Annotated in this window: 14 protein-coding genes and 1 pseudogene; 4 read left to right on the top strand and 11 right to left on the bottom strand. The window is 68.3% G+C overall.

Translation table 11 applies throughout. The features are described 5' to 3' along the window. Window positions 1–9: 9 nt before the first annotated feature. The 3 genes from O1R50_RS13230 to O1R50_RS13220 form a co-directional block, all read right to left on the bottom strand. Window positions 10–603 (bottom strand): hypothetical protein, encoded by a 594-nt coding sequence (locus O1R50_RS13230; protein ID WP_270110533.1) that lies wholly within the window; start codon window positions 601–603, stop codon window positions 10–12. Between the two features lie 639 nt (window positions 604–1,242). After that, window positions 1,243–2,766 (bottom strand): LamG-like jellyroll fold domain-containing protein, encoded by a 1,524-nt coding sequence (locus tag O1R50_RS13225; protein WP_270110532.1) that lies wholly within the window; start codon window positions 2,764–2,766, stop codon window positions 1,243–1,245. A gap of 438 nt (window positions 2,767–3,204) precedes the next feature. Continuing rightward, a complete protein-coding gene (locus tag O1R50_RS13220) occupies window positions 3,205–3,582 on the bottom strand; it encodes a VOC family protein (RefSeq protein ID WP_270110531.1) in 378 nt (125 codons plus the stop codon). Window positions 3,583–3,721: 139 nt separating this feature from the next. On the opposite strand from O1R50_RS13220, the gene O1R50_RS13215 reads away from it, so the two are divergent. Then, the gene (locus O1R50_RS13215) at window positions 3,722–4,126 is read left to right on the top strand and encodes a hypothetical protein (protein ID WP_270110530.1); all 405 of its coding nucleotides are present in this window, start codon (window positions 3,722–3,724) and stop codon (window positions 4,124–4,126) included. A gap of 67 nt (window positions 4,127–4,193) precedes the next feature. On the opposite strand, the gene O1R50_RS13210 is transcribed toward O1R50_RS13215, so the two are convergent. Next, on the bottom strand, window positions 4,194–5,384 hold the full coding sequence (locus O1R50_RS13210) for an LppU/SCO3897 family protein (protein ID WP_270110529.1): 1,191 nt from the start codon (window positions 5,382–5,384) through the stop codon (window positions 4,194–4,196). Between the two features lie 295 nt (window positions 5,385–5,679). Here O1R50_RS13210 and O1R50_RS13205 point away from each other — a divergent pair, with 295 nt between their 5' ends. Next, window positions 5,680–6,807 carry an amidase gene (locus O1R50_RS13205; RefSeq protein WP_270110528.1) on the top strand — a complete coding sequence of 376 codons (1,128 nt, stop codon included), beginning with the start codon at window positions 5,680–5,682 and terminating at the stop codon, window positions 6,805–6,807. 380 nt (window positions 6,808–7,187) lie between these two features. On the opposite strand, the gene O1R50_RS13200 is transcribed toward O1R50_RS13205, so the two are convergent. After that, a complete protein-coding gene (locus O1R50_RS13200; RefSeq protein WP_081912923.1) occupies window positions 7,188–7,808 on the bottom strand; it encodes a helix-turn-helix transcriptional regulator in 621 nt (206 codons plus the stop codon). 189 nt (window positions 7,809–7,997) lie between these two features. Here O1R50_RS13200 and O1R50_RS13195 point away from each other — a divergent pair, with 189 nt between their 5' ends. Then, a complete protein-coding gene (locus tag O1R50_RS13195; protein ID WP_270110527.1) occupies window positions 7,998–9,734 on the top strand; it encodes an ABC-ATPase domain-containing protein in 1,737 nt (578 codons plus the stop codon). Window positions 9,735–10,039: 305 nt separating this feature from the next. Here O1R50_RS13195 and groL read toward each other — a convergent pair whose 3' ends face one another. Both groL and groES read right to left on the bottom strand, forming a co-directional pair. After that, a complete protein-coding gene (groL, locus tag O1R50_RS13190) occupies window positions 10,040–11,677 on the bottom strand; it encodes a chaperonin GroEL (protein ID WP_270110526.1) in 1,638 nt (545 codons plus the stop codon). A gap of 54 nt (window positions 11,678–11,731) precedes the next feature. Further along, window positions 11,732–12,031 carry a co-chaperone GroES gene (groES, locus tag O1R50_RS13185; RefSeq protein ID WP_091037834.1) on the bottom strand — a complete coding sequence of 100 codons (300 nt, stop codon included), beginning with the start codon at window positions 12,029–12,031 and terminating at the stop codon, window positions 11,732–11,734. Window positions 12,032–12,259: 228 nt separating this feature from the next. Between groES and O1R50_RS13180 the strand changes: the two genes are divergently transcribed. Then, a complete protein-coding gene (locus O1R50_RS13180) occupies window positions 12,260–13,414 on the top strand; it encodes a class I SAM-dependent methyltransferase (RefSeq protein WP_270110525.1) in 1,155 nt (384 codons plus the stop codon). A gap of 44 nt (window positions 13,415–13,458) precedes the next feature. Here O1R50_RS13180 and O1R50_RS26340 read toward each other — a convergent pair. The 4 genes and pseudogenes from O1R50_RS26340 to O1R50_RS13165 all read right to left on the bottom strand — a co-directional run. Further along, window positions 13,459–13,620: pseudogene (locus tag O1R50_RS26340) on the bottom strand (HigA family addiction module antitoxin); the annotation flags it as partial. Between the two features lie 288 nt (window positions 13,621–13,908). Then, entirely contained in the window at window positions 13,909–14,298 is a 390-nt protein-coding gene (locus O1R50_RS13175; protein WP_270110524.1) for a RidA family protein, read from the bottom strand. A 50-nt stretch (window positions 14,299–14,348) separates the two neighbouring features. Continuing rightward, the gene (purE, locus tag O1R50_RS13170) at window positions 14,349–14,861 is read right to left on the bottom strand and encodes a 5-(carboxyamino)imidazole ribonucleotide mutase (protein WP_270110523.1); all 513 of its coding nucleotides are present in this window, start codon (window positions 14,859–14,861) and stop codon (window positions 14,349–14,351) included. Continuing rightward, entirely contained in the window at window positions 14,861–15,994 is a 1,134-nt protein-coding gene (locus O1R50_RS13165; protein ID WP_270110522.1) for a 5-(carboxyamino)imidazole ribonucleotide synthase, read from the bottom strand. The genes purE and O1R50_RS13165 overlap by 1 nt, the downstream gene beginning before the upstream one ends. Window positions 15,995–16,142: the final 148 nt, after the last annotated feature.

Here is a 16,142-nt window from a genome sequence, read left to right as displayed (position 1 = left end):
ACCGACCACTCATTCAGGTTGAGGATGGCTCAGCGCCCTAACCTCATCAGACCAAAGCGGATTCTCGACTACCGGCACAGACTTTCCGGCGGCATCGATGAGTCCGGCTATCTTGGATGCCTTTGTCGATCCGATATTCACCGACCATTTCCCGACGAGGCCGGCGACATATCGCGGATATGGGCCCGTCGAGCGCCGATCGTTCGGTCTGACAAGTGGATACCTGTCGTAGTTGTCGGGCTCACGCTTCACTCGAGGCAGGATACCGACCATTGTGGACTTGTCGCCATTGGTGCGCTGATACCAGATCACCACCTCCTGGATATCCTCCCATTTGTAAAAAAGATATCCGCCCTGGGAAGCGGGCCGCAGGATGAGGCCGGCCTCAGTGGTCTCCACTACCGGAATGAGCAGGATTCTGCGATGGAACCCCACTGCCAGACCCGCCAACATCAGCGCCCCAACCACCAGGCCGATTGGATTGTCCGGGTTCACTCGGAAGAGTCCCGCGATGAAAATCGCCGATGCGATGCCGGCCAGTAGCCATACATACCAACTCACGCCGGCAAGCATCTTACCGAAATGCGCCTGCTTGACGCTCATTCCGCAGGACCTCTCCTCGATCTATCGCCGCACCCCACCCCGATGTCAGGTGAAGTAGAGGTTCTTCGAAACATAGTATCTTCCATCTGAAGACTGTGAGGTACCCCCACCGGATGACCCAGAGCCGGAGGAGCTGGAGGAGCTGGAGTTTCCGCCTCCACTGCTACCGGATCCGGAATCGTCATCACCCCAACCGAAGTACGTCTCATCGCGCGAGGTGCACTCCTTCGCTGCCTCGCACGCGCCGTACCCTACATTCTCAGTGAACATCGCAGCGTCAAATAGATTCCAGCCCAGTTCCCTCGGATTGAGCGTGAACGCACCCTACGACTTCACTGTCAGATCCCTGGGCCGACGGGTGCGGTAGTCGATTTCGGTGACCCTGACCCCTTTTCGGGCCGCATTCACAAGCGCCGCAACAGGTCGCGCCTTCGTGGGACCCGCGGAGACCGACCACTTGTGAAGCGTCTCGTCGACCCCCCGCGGAGCCTTGATATATCCCCACTCGCCGACCACATTCGGGGTGATGGCGGGATACTCCCCGTAATTGTCATAGGCGAACTCAGGATCGCAGCCTGCCCGCCGGTGTCCCGTACCTGAAGTTCTCCTACTCAGTATCCGATTCCGCACCTGTCACCGTCAGCCCGCGGCAGCGCCGTTGACATAGAGGGTCATGTCGCCGGTGGCCTCGCTCCAGACGCCGGCCAGGTGGACCCACTCGTCCTGGTTACCGGTCGTGACCTGGCCGCCGAGGACCTCCCAGGAAGTGAACGCGCCCATGGCCATGTCCGGCATCGAGAGCACCCATCGGCCGCTCGTGGCCGATGTGGAGCGGTAGCCCAGGATCATGCCGGCTTCGCCGAGACCGCCGTCGATCGACGCGACCGTCCCGTTCTTGGCGAGGTTGTCGACCCTGACCCAGGCGGCGATCGACACGCTCTTGCCGGTCGGCGCCACTGCGTACTTCTTCGTGTCGATGTAGGCGTTCGCGGTGCCGTTGAAGACCGCGGCGGTCGCGGTGCCCGGACCGGCGGACCCGAAGGTCACACCCGTCCCGGGTGTCCCAGGGTTCGTGCCGCTGATATCAACGGCTTTGGTGCTGCCCGCGGCGTCGCCCAGGGTCCATACACCGGCTGGGTCGGCGGTCGAGACCATGAAGGCGTACGTGTACTCCGATGAACTCCCGGCCGCGTTGATCGCGCTGACGGTGAGCGTTTCCGCTCCCGGCAGCATCGGGAGGTAGTTGACCGTGGCGGGCCCGCTGACCTCATCCGGTGTCACGGTCTGCGGGCCGGCGCCGTCCTTGGAGAAGTCGTAGGTGTACTTGACTACGTTGGCGCTGTCGGTGTCGAAGGTCAGCGTCCCGTTCTTGCCGACCATGGGGACGACCGTCTCGGAGGTGTCGGTGAGCTCGGGGAAGCTCGTGCTGGTCACCTGTGGCGGGTTCGGTGCGGTGGTGTCGTAGATGAACCGGCACCGCGAGGGCGAACCCGCGGACGACCACGGCGAATACGAGACGCCGTCGTAGGCGCGGGCTTCCCAGCGGACCTCCGTCCCGGAGGCGATTGCAGGCAGGCCTGCAGCAGTCGCGAGGTTGAGTTGGAACACGCTTCCCGCCTCATTCCAGCCGGACGTGGCCGTGTAGATGACCACATCGCTGGTGTTGGGCAGCTGCCACTGGACCTTGATCTCCTCGGAGAGCGGGTCGGACGGACCCCATTCGTTGCCGACGTTGTTGTCGTCGTCGTAGGCCCGCGTGTAGAGGATCGGCAGTTTGTTCGTGTACGAGACGTTCACGTCGAGCGTCCACTGGCAGGTGCCGCCGGGCTTGGTCCACATGTTTCCCATCAGCGGCTGGTCCGGCGGCGTGTTGCACTTGACGCGCAGCTGCGCGTTGTTGCACACCCGGATCCACCGCTGCTCTTCGGTCTCGGAGTAGTTGCGGACCTGGAAAGACAAGGACGAGGTGCCCGCGTTCGCGGCCGATTGGACGGTGGAGGTGATCCCCCACTCCATCGCCGAGACCTCAGTGGAACACGATTGCGCTTGGGCGGTGCCGGGAACCACCAGGAGCAGTCCCGCGAGCAGGGCAGGGACGGCGAGTCGGCGCAGCCAGCGGCCGCCCGAGAGGGTTTCGGGTATGGAGGGATCTCCAGGGGTCAAGGCTCAGGGGTGAGCAGGGCGTTTGCAACCAGCGGAACCAGGATGGGGAAGACTCCACTGTGCACGGTCCGGAATGGGGCTACGGACCGTGTTGGACCAGAACCTATCCGACCCCAGCACACCCCGTCAATACCTTGCTCACGTTCTGAAACTGGTCATATTGGTCAGTCACGCATCGTGATACAGAAATTGACAAACCGCTATGACCCCAAGCACGGGCGGATCCAGCCCGCTTCCCGAACTCGGATTCCCAGTTCAGCGGTCAGGCGAGGCACACCTGACAGAGAGAGATCCTAAAGAATGAATGTTGCGCACATCCAGGTGCTCCAGTTTGGGCAATGGCGCTGCGAGGCAACGCAGTTCGGCCTTCGCGCCGAGTTAGCGGGCTCGGAGGCGTTTGGAGGCCGCACATGAGCATCAGTCTCGGCCGTCGGTCGTTCAGGATCGGAGGTCCTCATGCCAGCAGAGGCAGAACGGGTGTCCCGCGGGGTCCGCGTAGACCTGGAAGCCCTCTGCCGCATGGAGGTCGTCGGCGGCTTTCAGGAGTTTGGCGCCGTACGAGAGCACTTCCTCGTGGGCAGCGGCGAAGTCGCGCACCCACAAGTCGAGATGGATCTGCTGCGGCGTCCCGTCGGGCCACTCGGGCGGGCGGTGGTCGGGGGCGAGCTGGACTCCGACGCGGGGCGTGCCGTCGACCGACACCATGTGCCAGTCGTCTTCCGGGTCGACGGTCCCGCCGAGAACCGCGGCCCAGAAGGTGCTTTCTTCGGCGAGGTCTGCGGCGTCGAAGACGACGACGTTGAATGCGATCTCCATATCGACATCATCCACCGCGGGTATGACGATCGCGGTGTCAGCGTGGCTGTCAGGTCGGTGTCAGGCGGGTGCAAGGCGGGCGGCCGATAGTTGCTTCATCAACGAGGGACACCTCACCGAAACGAAGCTGGAGCACGACATGAACGTCAACCTCACCGCCCAGGACCAGACCACCATCCGCACCGCCGCCTTCGGGGCCGTCACGCTCCTGTCCTACGCCGGCCTCGCCGGGTCGGCGCACAAGGTCGCGACCGACGGGAGCCTGGCTTACGCTGCCGCGACCGGCGCCGTCGGCCACGTGCTGGCGTCGAAGAAGAACGACTTCAAGCTCGAAGCGAAGTCCGCTGCGGCCCTGGCCGACCAGGTGCTGCCCGCGCTGACCGACTCGGTGCGGCTGCTCGAGGCGCAGGACGCGGGCGAGGCGGAGAACTTCCGGACTACGGTCATGGTCGCCGTCGAGGCGGCGAACCGCGCGCACAAGGGCGAGCCGAGCCCGAGCATGGCCGAGATGACCCGCAAGATCACCGAGGCGCTCAACGCTTAAGAGCCGCAAGTACTCACGCCGCCGTGCCTCCGGGCACGGCGGCGTAACCGTTGGGGCCGTGGACGGCTCAGTACCACTCCCAGCAGACCGTGTAGCCGTGCTCGGGGAAATCGGGGTTCTGCCAAGTCGACCAGCCGTAGCCCTCGCAGAAGCCCGAGGCTTCGTAGTCGCTGGTGCGGCCCACGACACGGACGTTCGCGGTCTCGCAGCTGTCCGCGTACTCGAACGAATCGTCCTCGTAGAGGACCATGCAGGTGTACTGCTCGGCGTAGCCCAGGTCGTCGGGGTAGATGATCCGGAGGCACAGCGTCACATCGAAGTAGGAGTCCGTGGCCGCATAGGTCCGTGCGCGGTCCCCGTACGAGTCATTGGCGCACGCGTCCGCATCCGATTCGCCCTCATAGCGTTCGATCACCTCGAACGCGCCGGTGTCGCAGTCGGAGATGGTCCATGCCGAGCTGTAGTCGTTCGGCCCGTAGACGCATTCGCCGAGTTGGGCGCGGTAGGCGGTGTCGCCGTCGATGGGGATATAGGCCAGGCACAGCACCCGGGCGGTGACCGTGGAGGTGACCGACTGGTCGTTGTCCTCTTCCGCATCGCAGGCGCTGAGGTCGTTCGTGCCCTCGACGATGTCGATCACTTCGAACGCTCCGGCGCCGCAGTACGTCGATTCGATGCCCACCTCGACGTCGGCGATGTCGCCGGAGACGTCGAAGCAGTCGCCGATGGCGGCTTCGGCCACCGGGTCGGATTCGACGTACTCGGCCGTCTCCTCACCGCCCCAGACGTCGGTCGTATCGCCGCCGAAGCCGGTCGTTTCGCTTGTGGGATCGGGGGACGGGCCCGGTCCGGTGTCGTCTTCGGCGTTCGCGACGCTGATCCCGACGGCTCCCGCGATGAGGATGCCGCCGATCGCGGCCCAGCCTTTCAGCGTCAGGCCGAGCACGGCCTTCACCGGGACGACCTGGTCGCCCACCGGGATCTGGAACTGCGCGTCGGCGATCGGGATGTTGCTCGAGACGCCGTGGTCGGGGTCGAGGCCGATACTGGCGGCCTCGCCGGAGGGGACGTTCACGTCGGGACCGGCCCCGGCCGGGTCGGCCGGTTGCGGTGCGCCGACCCCGAAGCTCAGTCCGAGTCCCGCCGCGCCGTTCTCGTCCTCGGCATCGGCGGGCCGCCCGGACGGACGGGGCTTCTTGTCGTCCTTTTCGGGCTTGCGGGAGGTGTCGTCGTCGCGGTTCGGGCCGTTCGCGTCCATGGGTGCTCCTGATCGAAGGGGGGTTCTCGATCAAGAGCTTGCGGCGACCGGTCATGTGTCCGTCCCGGTCCCGTCACGGTCTCGCCCCGACGGGCACCGGCCGACGAGGACTCTTCGCGGATCGCGGCCGCGACCTGGACCGGCTGCGGGTGCCGCCGCAACTCACCGCGCACTCCGACACGCCGACTCGCGGCGGCCCTCGACGGGCCTTTCGCCGAGACTGCGGAACACTGGATCACGACCGGGCTCGACCTCGTGAAGGGCGTCCGCCGCACACTGCCGAAGGAGCTGGACCTTGACCGATCCGTTCATCAGGACCATCGAGGACGCCGGACGCGAAGGGCCCCTTGCGGGTCTGCGGCTGGCGGTGAAGGACCTGTTCGACCTCGCGGGCGTGCCGACGGGCGCGGGGAACCCGCGCTGGCTCGAGACGCACGAGGTGCCGACCGAGGACGCGGCGGCGGTGGCGCTGCTGCGCGAAGCGGGCGCGAAGGTCGTTGGGAAGACGATCACGGACGAGTTGGCGTGGAGCCTCAACGGCACCAACGCGCACTACGGGACCCCCGAGAATCCGGCCGCGCCGGGGCGGGTGCCGGGCGGGTCGTCGTCGGGTTCGGCTTCGGCGGTCGCGTTGGGGCGGGCGGATATCGGGCTCGGGACGGACACGGGCGGTTCGATCCGCGTCCCGGCGTCCTACTGCGGCCTGTACGGGCTGCGGCCGACGCACGGGCGGGTGAGCCTGCAGGGCGCGGTGCCGCTGGCACCGTCGTTCGACACGGCCGGGGTGCTCACCCGGGAGGCGGCGACGCTGCGGCTGGCGATGGGCGTCCTCCTTGAGGGCGCGGCGGAGGCCGGGCCGATCACGAGGCTGCTGGCGCCGCAGGACATCTGGGACGAGATCCCGGAGGCCACGCGGGCGGCCGTGATGCCGAAGGTCGAGGAGCTGGGGCTGGCGATCGACCGCGAGCCGCTGTTCGCGGCGAACGGGGACGCGGCGCCGCTGGAGACCGCCCGGGTCGCGTACGCGACCCTGCAGGCGTGGGAGGCGTGGCGGACGCACGGCGCGTGGATCGAAGCGAACGACCCGGAGTTCGGACCGGGCGTGGCGATGCGGTTCGCGAACGCGGCGAAGCTGGACCAGGCGGAGATCGCCGCGGCGCAACGGGTCCGCAGCGGTGTGGTGGCGCTCGTGCGGGACCGCCTGCCGGAGGGCACCGCACTGGCGACCCCGGCCGCGCCGGGACCGGCGTTCATGATCGGCGGTTCGCCCGACCGCGAGGCGATCGTCCGCTTGACGTGCATCGCTGGGCTCTCGGGCGCACCAGGTCTGGCCGTGCCGGCCGGCACGGTTGAAGGTCTGCCGGTAGGCCTCCAACTCGTGGCCGCGCCGGGCGGCGACGAACGGCTGCTCGAACTGGCCTGAGCCCGGTCCGGCAGCCGGTCCGCGACGATGGGTGCCGCGGACTGCCAGCGGCCCGAGCGGATCGGGCCGCCGACGACGCCGTCGCCGATGCACTCGCGTCCGGCCGGGACGATGGGTGTCCCGACCGCTGCGTCAGTCCGACCGGGCCGTGCCGCGGGGCCCCCTCCCCCCGCGGAACCCTCGGTCCTGACCAGTCACCGCTTGCTGCTTCTCGCTGCTGCTGCAGGCAAAGCGAGCGCTGCACTCGCCCGCTTCGCTGCGCGTATCGGCGAACCGCCGTGCGTAACCCTGCCGGTCACCGCCGTCGCCTAGCGCGCGTGTAGTTCCGGGGGACGGGCGCGCCCGTTCCTGCCAGTCGGGACGCGTACGTCAGTGGATGATCAGCAGACGAGGCCCGAACGGAAGGCCTCGGCCACCGCGTGGGCCCGGTCGCGGGCGCCGAGCTTGCGGAACATGCGCCGCGCGTGGGTCTTGACGGTGTCCTCGGAGACGAACAGGTCGCGCCCGATCTCCGCGTTGGATTTCCCTTCGCTCATGCCCCGCAGGACCTGGAGTTCGCGTTCCGTGAGCTTCATGCCCTGCAGCGTCGAGCGCTGCCGCGGCACGGTCTCGGTGACGCGCTGGAGCGTCGGCGAGGCGAACATGATCGCCTGCGCCAGCGCGACCAGGAGGTCGTCGGAGTTGTTGGACGGGGTGCGGATGACACCCCGGGCGCCGGCCGCGACCACCATGGCCGCCGTGCGAGGATCGGCCGCGCCGGACAGGAGGACTCCTGTCCGGGGCGAGCGGGCGCGGACGGTCTTCACGAACTTGACCGGGTCGGGCGCGGCCAAGGCCACGTCGACCAGCACCACGTCCACCTGGCGGCGTCCGAGTTCGAGGAAGAGCTCGGGCGAGCCCTCAACCGACTTGACCGCCTGCGCCAACCCCATGCGGGTCGCGCAGGCCGAGATCTTCTGTCCGGCTTGAGGAGTCTTAACACAGACCAGTACGGTTCTCACTTTGTTCTACCTTTCGCTGCGGTAGGCCGTGCGTGTCGCTGTTACCAGCACGCAGGCGTTCCGCCGCCGTGACGCGAGTTCGCGCGAATTGTTCGAGTGACTTATCGAGGTTTCCGGGGCGGGGCGCAGACGCATGGTGTTCGGGTTCGCTTGACGCGAGTTCCTCGTCCCGGATGGGAAACTGGGGGCATGACACAGCGAAGAGGCGGACGACCGTATCGAGCCGAGTCCCGCGATATTGGTGATCATCGTTCACATCCACCTCGCCATGACTTGTCTAACGAACTAACGGCCCTGGAAGGTACGAGTTACGGCCGATATAAATCCTTGCGTGGCAAATGGTGGGCAGGCCCGGCGATTCTGGACATATCGCGGGTCCAGTCGGACCCGTACGCGCCGCCGAGCCGCGTGGCGCTCGAATTCGACGCCGAGGCCGCCGACCTGATCGCGGACTGGTACGCGACCGAGGAGCGGCGGCGGGCGCTGGCGGTGCTGCTCGCCAAGCGCTTCAAGCGGGCGTGCCCCACAAGGGACCTGCGGATCGACGCTGGCGGGCAGGAGATCCTGCGGCGGGCCTCGTGCACCGTGGGTTCGGACGGGTCGGTGGTGTTCCGGCTCGGCGCGCAGTTCCCCGGGCACGGGCGGCGGATCGCGGGGCGGCAGGCCGCGCGGCTGCTGTGCGAGGTCCTGCCCGACGCGGCCGACGAGGCGCTCTCGGTGAGCGAGGAGGACGTGCTGGTGTGGACGCGCCACGCCGACGACGTGCGGGCGCTCAGGGAGGCCGTGGGGGCGGCAGGACTGGTCGCGTTCGTGGCGGACGGGGCGATGCTCGCGCGGCGCTCGGGTGTCGACGATCGGCCGATGGAGTCGGGCGTGCCGTTCGCGAGCCCCGAGTCGATGGCGGTCGAGTTCGACCTGCCGCACGCGGGGACGGTGCGGGGCATGGGGATCGGGCCGGGCGTGACCCTGATCGTCGGCGGCGGGTTCCACGGGAAGTCGACCCTGTTGCGGGCCTTGGAGTCCGGGGTGTGGGATCACGTGCCCGGGGACGGACGGGACCTCGTGGTCGCGGACCGGTCGGCGGTGAAGATCCGGGCCGAGGACGGGCGCGCGGTGACGGGCGTCGACGTGCACGCGTTCGTCGACCACCTGCCGAGCGGCGACGACACGAGGCATTTCACGACCGAGAACGCGTCGGGTTCGACCTCGCAGGCGGCAGGCATAGTCGAGGCCCTTGAGGCGGGCGCGAAGGCGCTGCTCATCGACGAGGACACGGCCGCGACGAACTTGATGATCCGCGACGCGCGTATGCAGGAGCTGGTGGCGAAGGAGCGGGAGCCGCTGACGCCGCTGGTGGACCTCGTGCGGTCGATGGCCGACGAGCACGGGGTGGCGACGATCCTCGTGATGGGCGGCTCGGGCGACTACATGGACGTCGCCGATCGGGTGATCCTGATGGACGCGTATCGGCCCGAGGACGTGACGGAGCGAGCGAAGGCCCTGGCGGCCAAGCCGACCGGGCGGCGGGTCGAGGCCGAGGGCTTCCGGCTGCCGCGGGCGCGCGTGATCGACCCGCGGTCGGTGTCGTCGGAGTCGCGCGGGAAGCAGAAGATCAAGGCCGGGGGCACGGACGGGCTGCGCTTCGGCGAGTCCGATGTCGACGTCCGCTCGGTGGAGCAGATCACCGACCCGGCGATGACCACCGGGATCGGCCTGGCGATCGAGGCGGCCGTGCGGCACGGATGGATCGACGGCGAGGCCACTGTCGAGGCGGTCTTGGATCGCCTGGACGAAGCGTTGGACACCGGGGGCGAGGCGGAGCTGCTGCGGATCAGGGATATCGATCTGGCGGTGCCGAGGCGGCACGAGGTGGCGGCGACGCTCAACCGGATGCGGGAGCTGCGAGTGCGCCAGAGCGGCGGATGAGGTTGGGGCCCTGGCGGATCGGTTCGTGGGTGTGAGAGCCGGTGGGCCCTGCGCGCCCGGTGGTCGAACCATCGGTTTCTAGGCAAAAAAGCGCCTTCGCGGCTCCGATCCCCAAAGGCCGCGAAGGCACTTGAACTCTATCGGTTTCCCGACAGTAGTGCGACTAACTGTCGGGATGTTGACACTTGCGGTTCCGACCCCCTGTTCGACCTGGGGTTAAACCAGAGCCCGAGAACGGAGCAAGGCCGCCGACGAGGTCGGCGGCCTTGCTGATCGTTCCCGTCGCCGGTCAGACCGGCCCGGCGCTAGTGCGAGTGGCTGTGCCCGCCGTGGGAGTGCGAGTGGCCGTGACCGGCCTGCTCTTCCTCTTCCTCGGGCTTGTCCACGATCGTCACCTCGGTCGTCAGCAGCATGCCGACGATCGAACCGGCGTTGAGCAGCGCGTTGCGGGTGACCTTCACCGGGTCGAGGATGCCGGCCGAGACCAGGTCCTCGTACTCGCCGGTGGCGGCGTTCCAGCCCTCGCGCCAGCCCTTGCCCTCGACCGTGTTCACGATCACGTCGCCGGACTCGCCGGCGTTGATCGCGATGCGGCGCAGGGGCTCGGAGAGCGACTCAGCGACGATCTTGAGACCCACGCGGGCCTCCGGGTCGTCCAGCTCGACCTTCTCGAGAATCGCGATCGCGTGCACCAGAGCCGCGCCGCCGCCGGCGACGATGCCCTCCTCGACCGCGGCCTTGGTCGCGTTGACCGCGTCCTCGATACGGTGCTTGCGCTCCTTCAGCTCGACCTCGGTGGCCGCGCCGACCTGGATGACGGCCACGCCGCCCGAGAGCTTCGCGAGGCGCTCCTCGAGCTTCTCGCGGTCCCAGGACGACTCGGTCGTGGAGGCCTGCTGCTTGATCTGCGCGATGCGGGCGTCGACGGTCTCCCGCTCCCCGCCGCCGTCCACGATCGTGGTGGCGTCCTTGGAGACGGTGACGCGGCGGGCCCGGCCCAGGTGCGACAGGTCGGCCTGCTTGAGCTCGAGGCCCACCTCCGAAGAGATGACCTCGGCGCCCGTGAGGGCAGCGATGTCGCCCAGGATCGCCTTGCGGCGGTCGCCGAAGGCCGGGGCCTTGACGGCGCACACGCGCAGCGTGCCGCGCAGGGCGTTCACCGTCAGGGTCGCGAGGGCCTGGCCCTCGACGTCCTCGGCGATGATCAGCAGCGGCTTCGAGGTCTCGACGACCCTCTCCAGCACCGGCAGCAGCTCCTCGATGGAGCCGACCTTGGAGTTGGTGATGAGGATGTAGGGGTCCTCGAAGACCGTCTGGCGCGAATCCTGGTCGGTGATGAAGTTCGGCGAGATGAAGCCCTTGTCGAACTGCATACCCTCGGTGACCTCGAGCACGGTCTCCAGGCTGGAGCCGTCCTCGACCGAGATGACGCCCTCGGCGCCGACCGCGTCCATCGCCTTCGCGATGAGCTCGCCGATCTCCGGGTCCTGCGCCGAGACCGCCGCGACCTGCGAGATGTGCTCGTGGTCGGAGATCTGGATGGCCTGGCGCAGCAGCTCCTCGGACACGGCGTTCGCCGCGGCCTCGATGCCCTTGCGGATCGCGATCGGGTTCGCCCCGGCCGTGACCGCCTTGATGCCCGCGCGGGACATCTTCTGCGCCAGCACGGTCGCGGTGGTGGTGCCGTCGCCCGCGACGTCGTTCGTCTTGGTCGCGACCTCCTTCACCAGCTGCGCGCCGAGGTTGGCGTACGGGTCGGCGAGCTCGATCTCCTTGGCGATGGTCACGCCGTCGTTGGTGATCAGCGGCGCGCCGAACGAGCGCTGGAGGACCACGTTGCGGCCCTTCGGGCCGAGCGTGACCTTGACGGTGTCGGCGAGCTGGTCGATGCCGTGCAGCAGGTTGTGCCGCGCGTCCTCGGCGAAGTTGAGAATCTTCGGCATGGTTTCCCTTCCTAAGACACGAAAGGGCCCTTCAGCTGAAGGGCCCGAAGCGTGCTAGTTCTCGACGACCGCGAGGACGTCGCGCGAGGACAGGACGAGGTATTCCTCGCCGTTGTACTTGACCTCGGTGCCGCCGTACTTGGAGTAGATGACCACGTCGCCGACCTTCACGTCGATCGGGAGGCGGTTGCCCTTGTCGTCGAAGGCGCCCGGGCCCACGGCCAGAACGGTGCCCTCCTGGGGCTTCTCCTTGGCGGTGTCGGGGATGACGATGCCCGAGGCGGTGGTGGTCTCGGCCTCGTTCGCCTGAACAACGATGCGGTCGCCCAGCGGCTTGATGGCAGCCTTGCTCACTTGGTTTCTCCAAACCTGCGTGTTCAAAAACGGATATCGCCACGACGGCTCGGGTCTCGTCGTCGCGGGTGCCGAGGCACCGGCCCGTGGCTGTTGGCACTCTCGAGGCGAGAGTGCCAAGCCGATCATAGCGCTTAGCAATCTCGGTCTGCGAGTGCTAAGACGTAAGATAATTCGCCCAGGTGGGGAGCGTCAACGCGGGGTCTCGAACGTCATACGATGAGGCACGTGGACACCAGCCTGCTCGCCGCCCTGAGGGCCCGCCTCGAGCTCCAGACACAAGCCGCCGACGCCCTACGGCGCGATGGCGAGAGGGCGCCGCTGACGCTCCGGAAGGCAGGGGTCAAACCCGACCTCGCGGCGGCCGCGCTGACCCTGGCCGAGCTGCGGGAGAAGGCCCGGGGAAAGTTCGGCGATCGTGCGGCCAAGCTCTACTTCACGCGGGCGGGCCTGGAGCAGGCCACGCGATGGGTCGTCGCTGAGCGCAGAGCGGCGCGGTTCGCGCGACACGCGGCAGCGGTGACGGACTTGTGCTGCGGGCTGGGCACGGAGGCACTGGCGTTCGCGGAAGCGGGCCTGCGGGTCGAGGCCGTGGACATGAGCGAGGAGACGGCCGCGTACGCGAAGGCGAATGCCGAGGCGATGGGTCTGCCGATCGGAATCGAAGTGGGCGACGCCTTGACGACCCCGCTGCTGGAATCGGCCTTCGCGGACCCGGCGCGCCGGTCGGGAGCGGGCAGGAACTTCAACCCGGCCGAGTACTCACCGCCGCTGAACGACCTCCTGACCCACATGTCGAAGACCAGGTACGCCGCGCTGAAGCTCGGCCCGGGCATCAGCCACGAGTGGATTCCGGAAGGGGCCGAAGCGGAATGGGTCTCGGTTGACCGGGACGTCGTAGAGGCTTGCCTGTGGCTGGGCGAGGCGGCGGAGGTGCCGCGCCGAGCGAGCTTGTGCAAGGCGGGCGAGTGGCACGAGCTGACGGGCAGCGGAGATGCACTCGCTGCGGTGGGCGAGGTAGCCGAGTACCTGTACGAGCCGGACGGAGCGGTCATCCGAGCGGGTCTGGTGGCCGAGCTGGCGGAGCGGTTGGAAGCCCATACGGCGCATGAGGCCATCGCGTATCTCTACAGCGATCGGTTGGTCGAAACCCCGTTCGCGAGGGCCTGGAAGGTGGAGGAGGTCTGGCCCCTCCACCCCAAGAAACTCAAGGCGCTGCTGGCGGAGCGTGGCATCGGCCGCCTGACGATCAAGCAGAGGGGAACGGGTATCGACCCGGCAGCCCTGCGAAGACAATTGAAGCTGAAGGGGAACAACGAGGCGACCCTAGTGCTGACGAGACTAGGAGAAGCCCACGCGGCGATCCTCTGCCAGGAGGCCTGAGCTCCGTGCCGTATGCGGTCGAAGATTCCGGGCGGACGGATTGTCAGCCGCAGGGCGGCGTCCGCGCTGATGCGCCGCTTGCCGAGCACGATCTCGTTGATCCGCCGAGACGGTACCCCGATCGACTTAGCGAGCCGGTACTGCGTGACGCCCAGTGGCTTCAGGAATTCCTCGTCCAGGATCTCTCCCGGGCGAATTGAGTTCAAAGCCTTCCGGCTTCTGCCCGACGACCTTTAGCGAGTCGTGGTGACCGATGGAAGCTTTGATGCCTGCGCGAGCGGCTTCGCGGCTTCCTTGATGATCGCGAGGTCTTCCTTGTCCGCGCAGACCATGGTGCGCTTCTTTGCCATGTTCAAATGCTGCCACCGGCATACGTTCCCGAAGTGGAACCGAGGACAGCGTCGGGCACCGCCGCGAGCGGGCGCCACACGCGAGGAAGGCCGGGAACCGCTGCGAACGGTGCCCGGACTTCGCCGCGTCTTGGGAAGGTGCGGTCAGGGAAGTCGTGCGGTGAGGTCGACTTCGACGAGTTGGCCCGCGTAGCCGAGGGCCGTGACGCCGACGACGGTGCTCGCTGCCTTGAACGCGGGCCCGAGGTCGGTCTGCTCGGAGAACCGGTGCCAGGCGGCGCCGACGATCGCGCTGTCGGCGCTCACGACGTAGACGACGGAGCGGACCACGTCGTCGGGCGCCGCGCCGACCGAGGCCAGTGCGGCGAGGCAGTTCGCGGCGGTCTTGTCGATCTGGGCGTCGAGGTCGCCGATGCCGACGACCTGCTGGTCGGCGTCGACGGGACATTGCCCGGCGAGCATCGCCAGCCGCCCGGCCTCGACCACGGTCACATGCTCGTATCCCCCGGTGGGGTGCAGCTCAGTGTCAGACACACCGCGAGTCTATGGCCGTTGCCGTTGCGCCGGAACCGGTTTTCGCAGGGTCACTCGGGGTGGGCGATCCGGTAGCGGAGGTTCGCGTCCTTCTCCGTGACCATGCGTTCGAGGTCGACCTGGTAGTTGGCGAGCTTGTCGCGCAGGGGGTCGTCGCTCGCGCCGAGGATGCGGAGGGCGAGGAGGCCCGCGTTCTTGGCTCCGGCGATCGAGACGGTGGCGACGGGGATGCCCGCGGGCATCTGGACGATCGACATGAGCGAGTCCATGCCGTCGAGGTACTTGAGCGGGACGGGCACGCCGATCACCGGCAGCGGGGTCGCGGAGGCGACCATGCCGGGGAGGTGGGCGGCGCCGCCGGCTCCGGCGATGATGACCCGGAGGCCGCGGGAGGCGGCGGAGTCGGCGTAGCTGAGCATGCCGTGGGGGGTGCGGTGGGCGGAGACGACTCGGACCTCATAGGGGACGCCGAACTCCTTGAGGACCTCGGTGGCCGGTTCCATTGTGGGCCAATCCGAGTCGGAGCCCATGATGACGCCGACGCGGGGTTTCTGCTCAGCCATTACTCGCCTTCCTGGAGCCGTTTGGCGGCCCGCAGGGCGCGGCGCCGCAGCACGTCGGGATCGTCGCCGCAGACGGTGACGTGGCCGATCTTGCGGCCGGGGCGCACGGCCTTGCCGTAGAGGTGGACGTGGGCGCCGGGGTCGTCGGCGAGAAGGTGCTGGAGGCGCTCGTCGAGGCGCGGGCCGCCTGGTGCGCCGCCGAGGACGTTGGCCATCACCGTGTAGGGTGCGGCGGTCTCGGTGGAGCCGAGGGGGTAGTCGAGGACGGCGCGGAGGTGCTGCTCGAACTGGCTGGTGCGGGCGCCTTCGATGGTCCAGTGGCCGGAGTTGTGGGCGCGCATGGCGAGCTCGTTGACGAAGAGGCCTTTGCTGGTCTGGAAGAGTTCGACGGCGAGCATGCCGCAGACGCCGAGCTCGGCCGCGATGATCTCGATGATGCGGCGGGCTTCGGCGGCGGTGTCGTCGTTCAGGTGCGGCGCGGGGGCGATGACCTCGGTGCAGATGCCGCCGGTCTGGACGGTCTCGACGACGGGGTAGACGGCGGTCTCGCCGCGCGGGGAGCGGGCGATCTGGATCGCGAGTTCGCGCTGGAGCGCCATGCGCTCTTCGGCGATGAGGCGGATGCCGGAGGCGAGCACGGCCTGCGCGTCGGCGGGCGTGTCGATCATCCACACGCCCTTGCCGTCGTAGCCGCCCGTGGCGGCTTTGAGGACGCAGGGGAGGCCGAACGCTTCGACGTCGGAGATCGAGTCGACGGGCGCCCAGCGGGGCTGGGGCAGGCCGAGTTCGGTGAGTCGGGTGCGCATGGCCTGCTTGTCCTGGGCGTACAGCAGCGCCTCGGGGCGGGGCTGGATTTCGACGCCTTCGTCGACGAGGGCGCGGAGCGCTTCCTGGGGGACGTGCTCGTGGTCGAAGGTGAGCACGGTGCAGCCCTTGGCGAAGGCGCGGAGGTCGTCGACGTTCCGGTAGTCGCCGAGCGTGGTCGCCGGGGTGACGACGGCGGCGCTCTCGGCCGGGTCGCCCGCGAGCACTCGGAGGCTCTGGCCGAGGGCGATGGCGGCCTGGTGGGTCATGCGGGCGAGCTGACCGGCGCCGATCATGCCCACCGTCGGAAGTTGCGTCGCGGCGTCCACGGCCAGAGCCTAACCCGGGCCCCGACCTCGGGCTCGGCGTTCGGGACGTGGCGTGACCTGGGCCCTTACAGGATGATGGGATGTCTCGGCGGTCGCAGTTTGCGGGGGCTCGCGGCGGCGGTGCGCGGGAGCGGTGATGATGGAGGGG

This window comes from Glycomyces luteolus, assembly GCF_027622875.1.
Taxonomy (GTDB): domain Bacteria; phylum Actinomycetota; class Actinomycetes; order Mycobacteriales; family Micromonosporaceae; genus Glycomyces; species Glycomyces luteolus.
Note: the sequence above shows the minus strand (reverse complement) of the source record. Positions and strands in the feature narration are given on the sequence as shown.

Excerpts from the sequence above, each read along its gene's own strand:
- O1R50_RS13195 (WP_270110527.1), top strand. The coding sequence starts at position 7,998 with ATGACACAGCGAAGAGGCGGACGACCGTATCGAGCCGAGTCCCGCGAT.
- O1R50_RS13210 (WP_270110529.1), bottom strand. The coding sequence starts at position 5,384 with ATGGACGCGAACGGCCCGAACCGCGACGACGACACCTCCCGCAAGCCC.
- groL (WP_270110526.1), bottom strand. The coding sequence starts at position 11,677 with ATGCCGAAGATTCTCAACTTCGCCGAGGACGCGCGGCACAACCTGCTG.
- O1R50_RS13220 (WP_270110531.1), bottom strand. The coding sequence starts at position 3,582 with ATGGAGATCGCATTCAACGTCGTCGTCTTCGACGCCGCAGACCTCGCC.
- O1R50_RS13230 (WP_270110533.1), bottom strand. The coding sequence starts at position 603 with ATGAGCGTCAAGCAGGCGCATTTCGGTAAGATGCTTGCCGGCGTGAGT.
- purE (WP_270110523.1), bottom strand. The coding sequence starts at position 14,861 with ATGGCTGAGCAGAAACCCCGCGTCGGCGTCATCATGGGCTCCGACTCG.
- O1R50_RS13215 (WP_270110530.1), top strand. The coding sequence starts at position 3,722 with ATGAACGTCAACCTCACCGCCCAGGACCAGACCACCATCCGCACCGCC.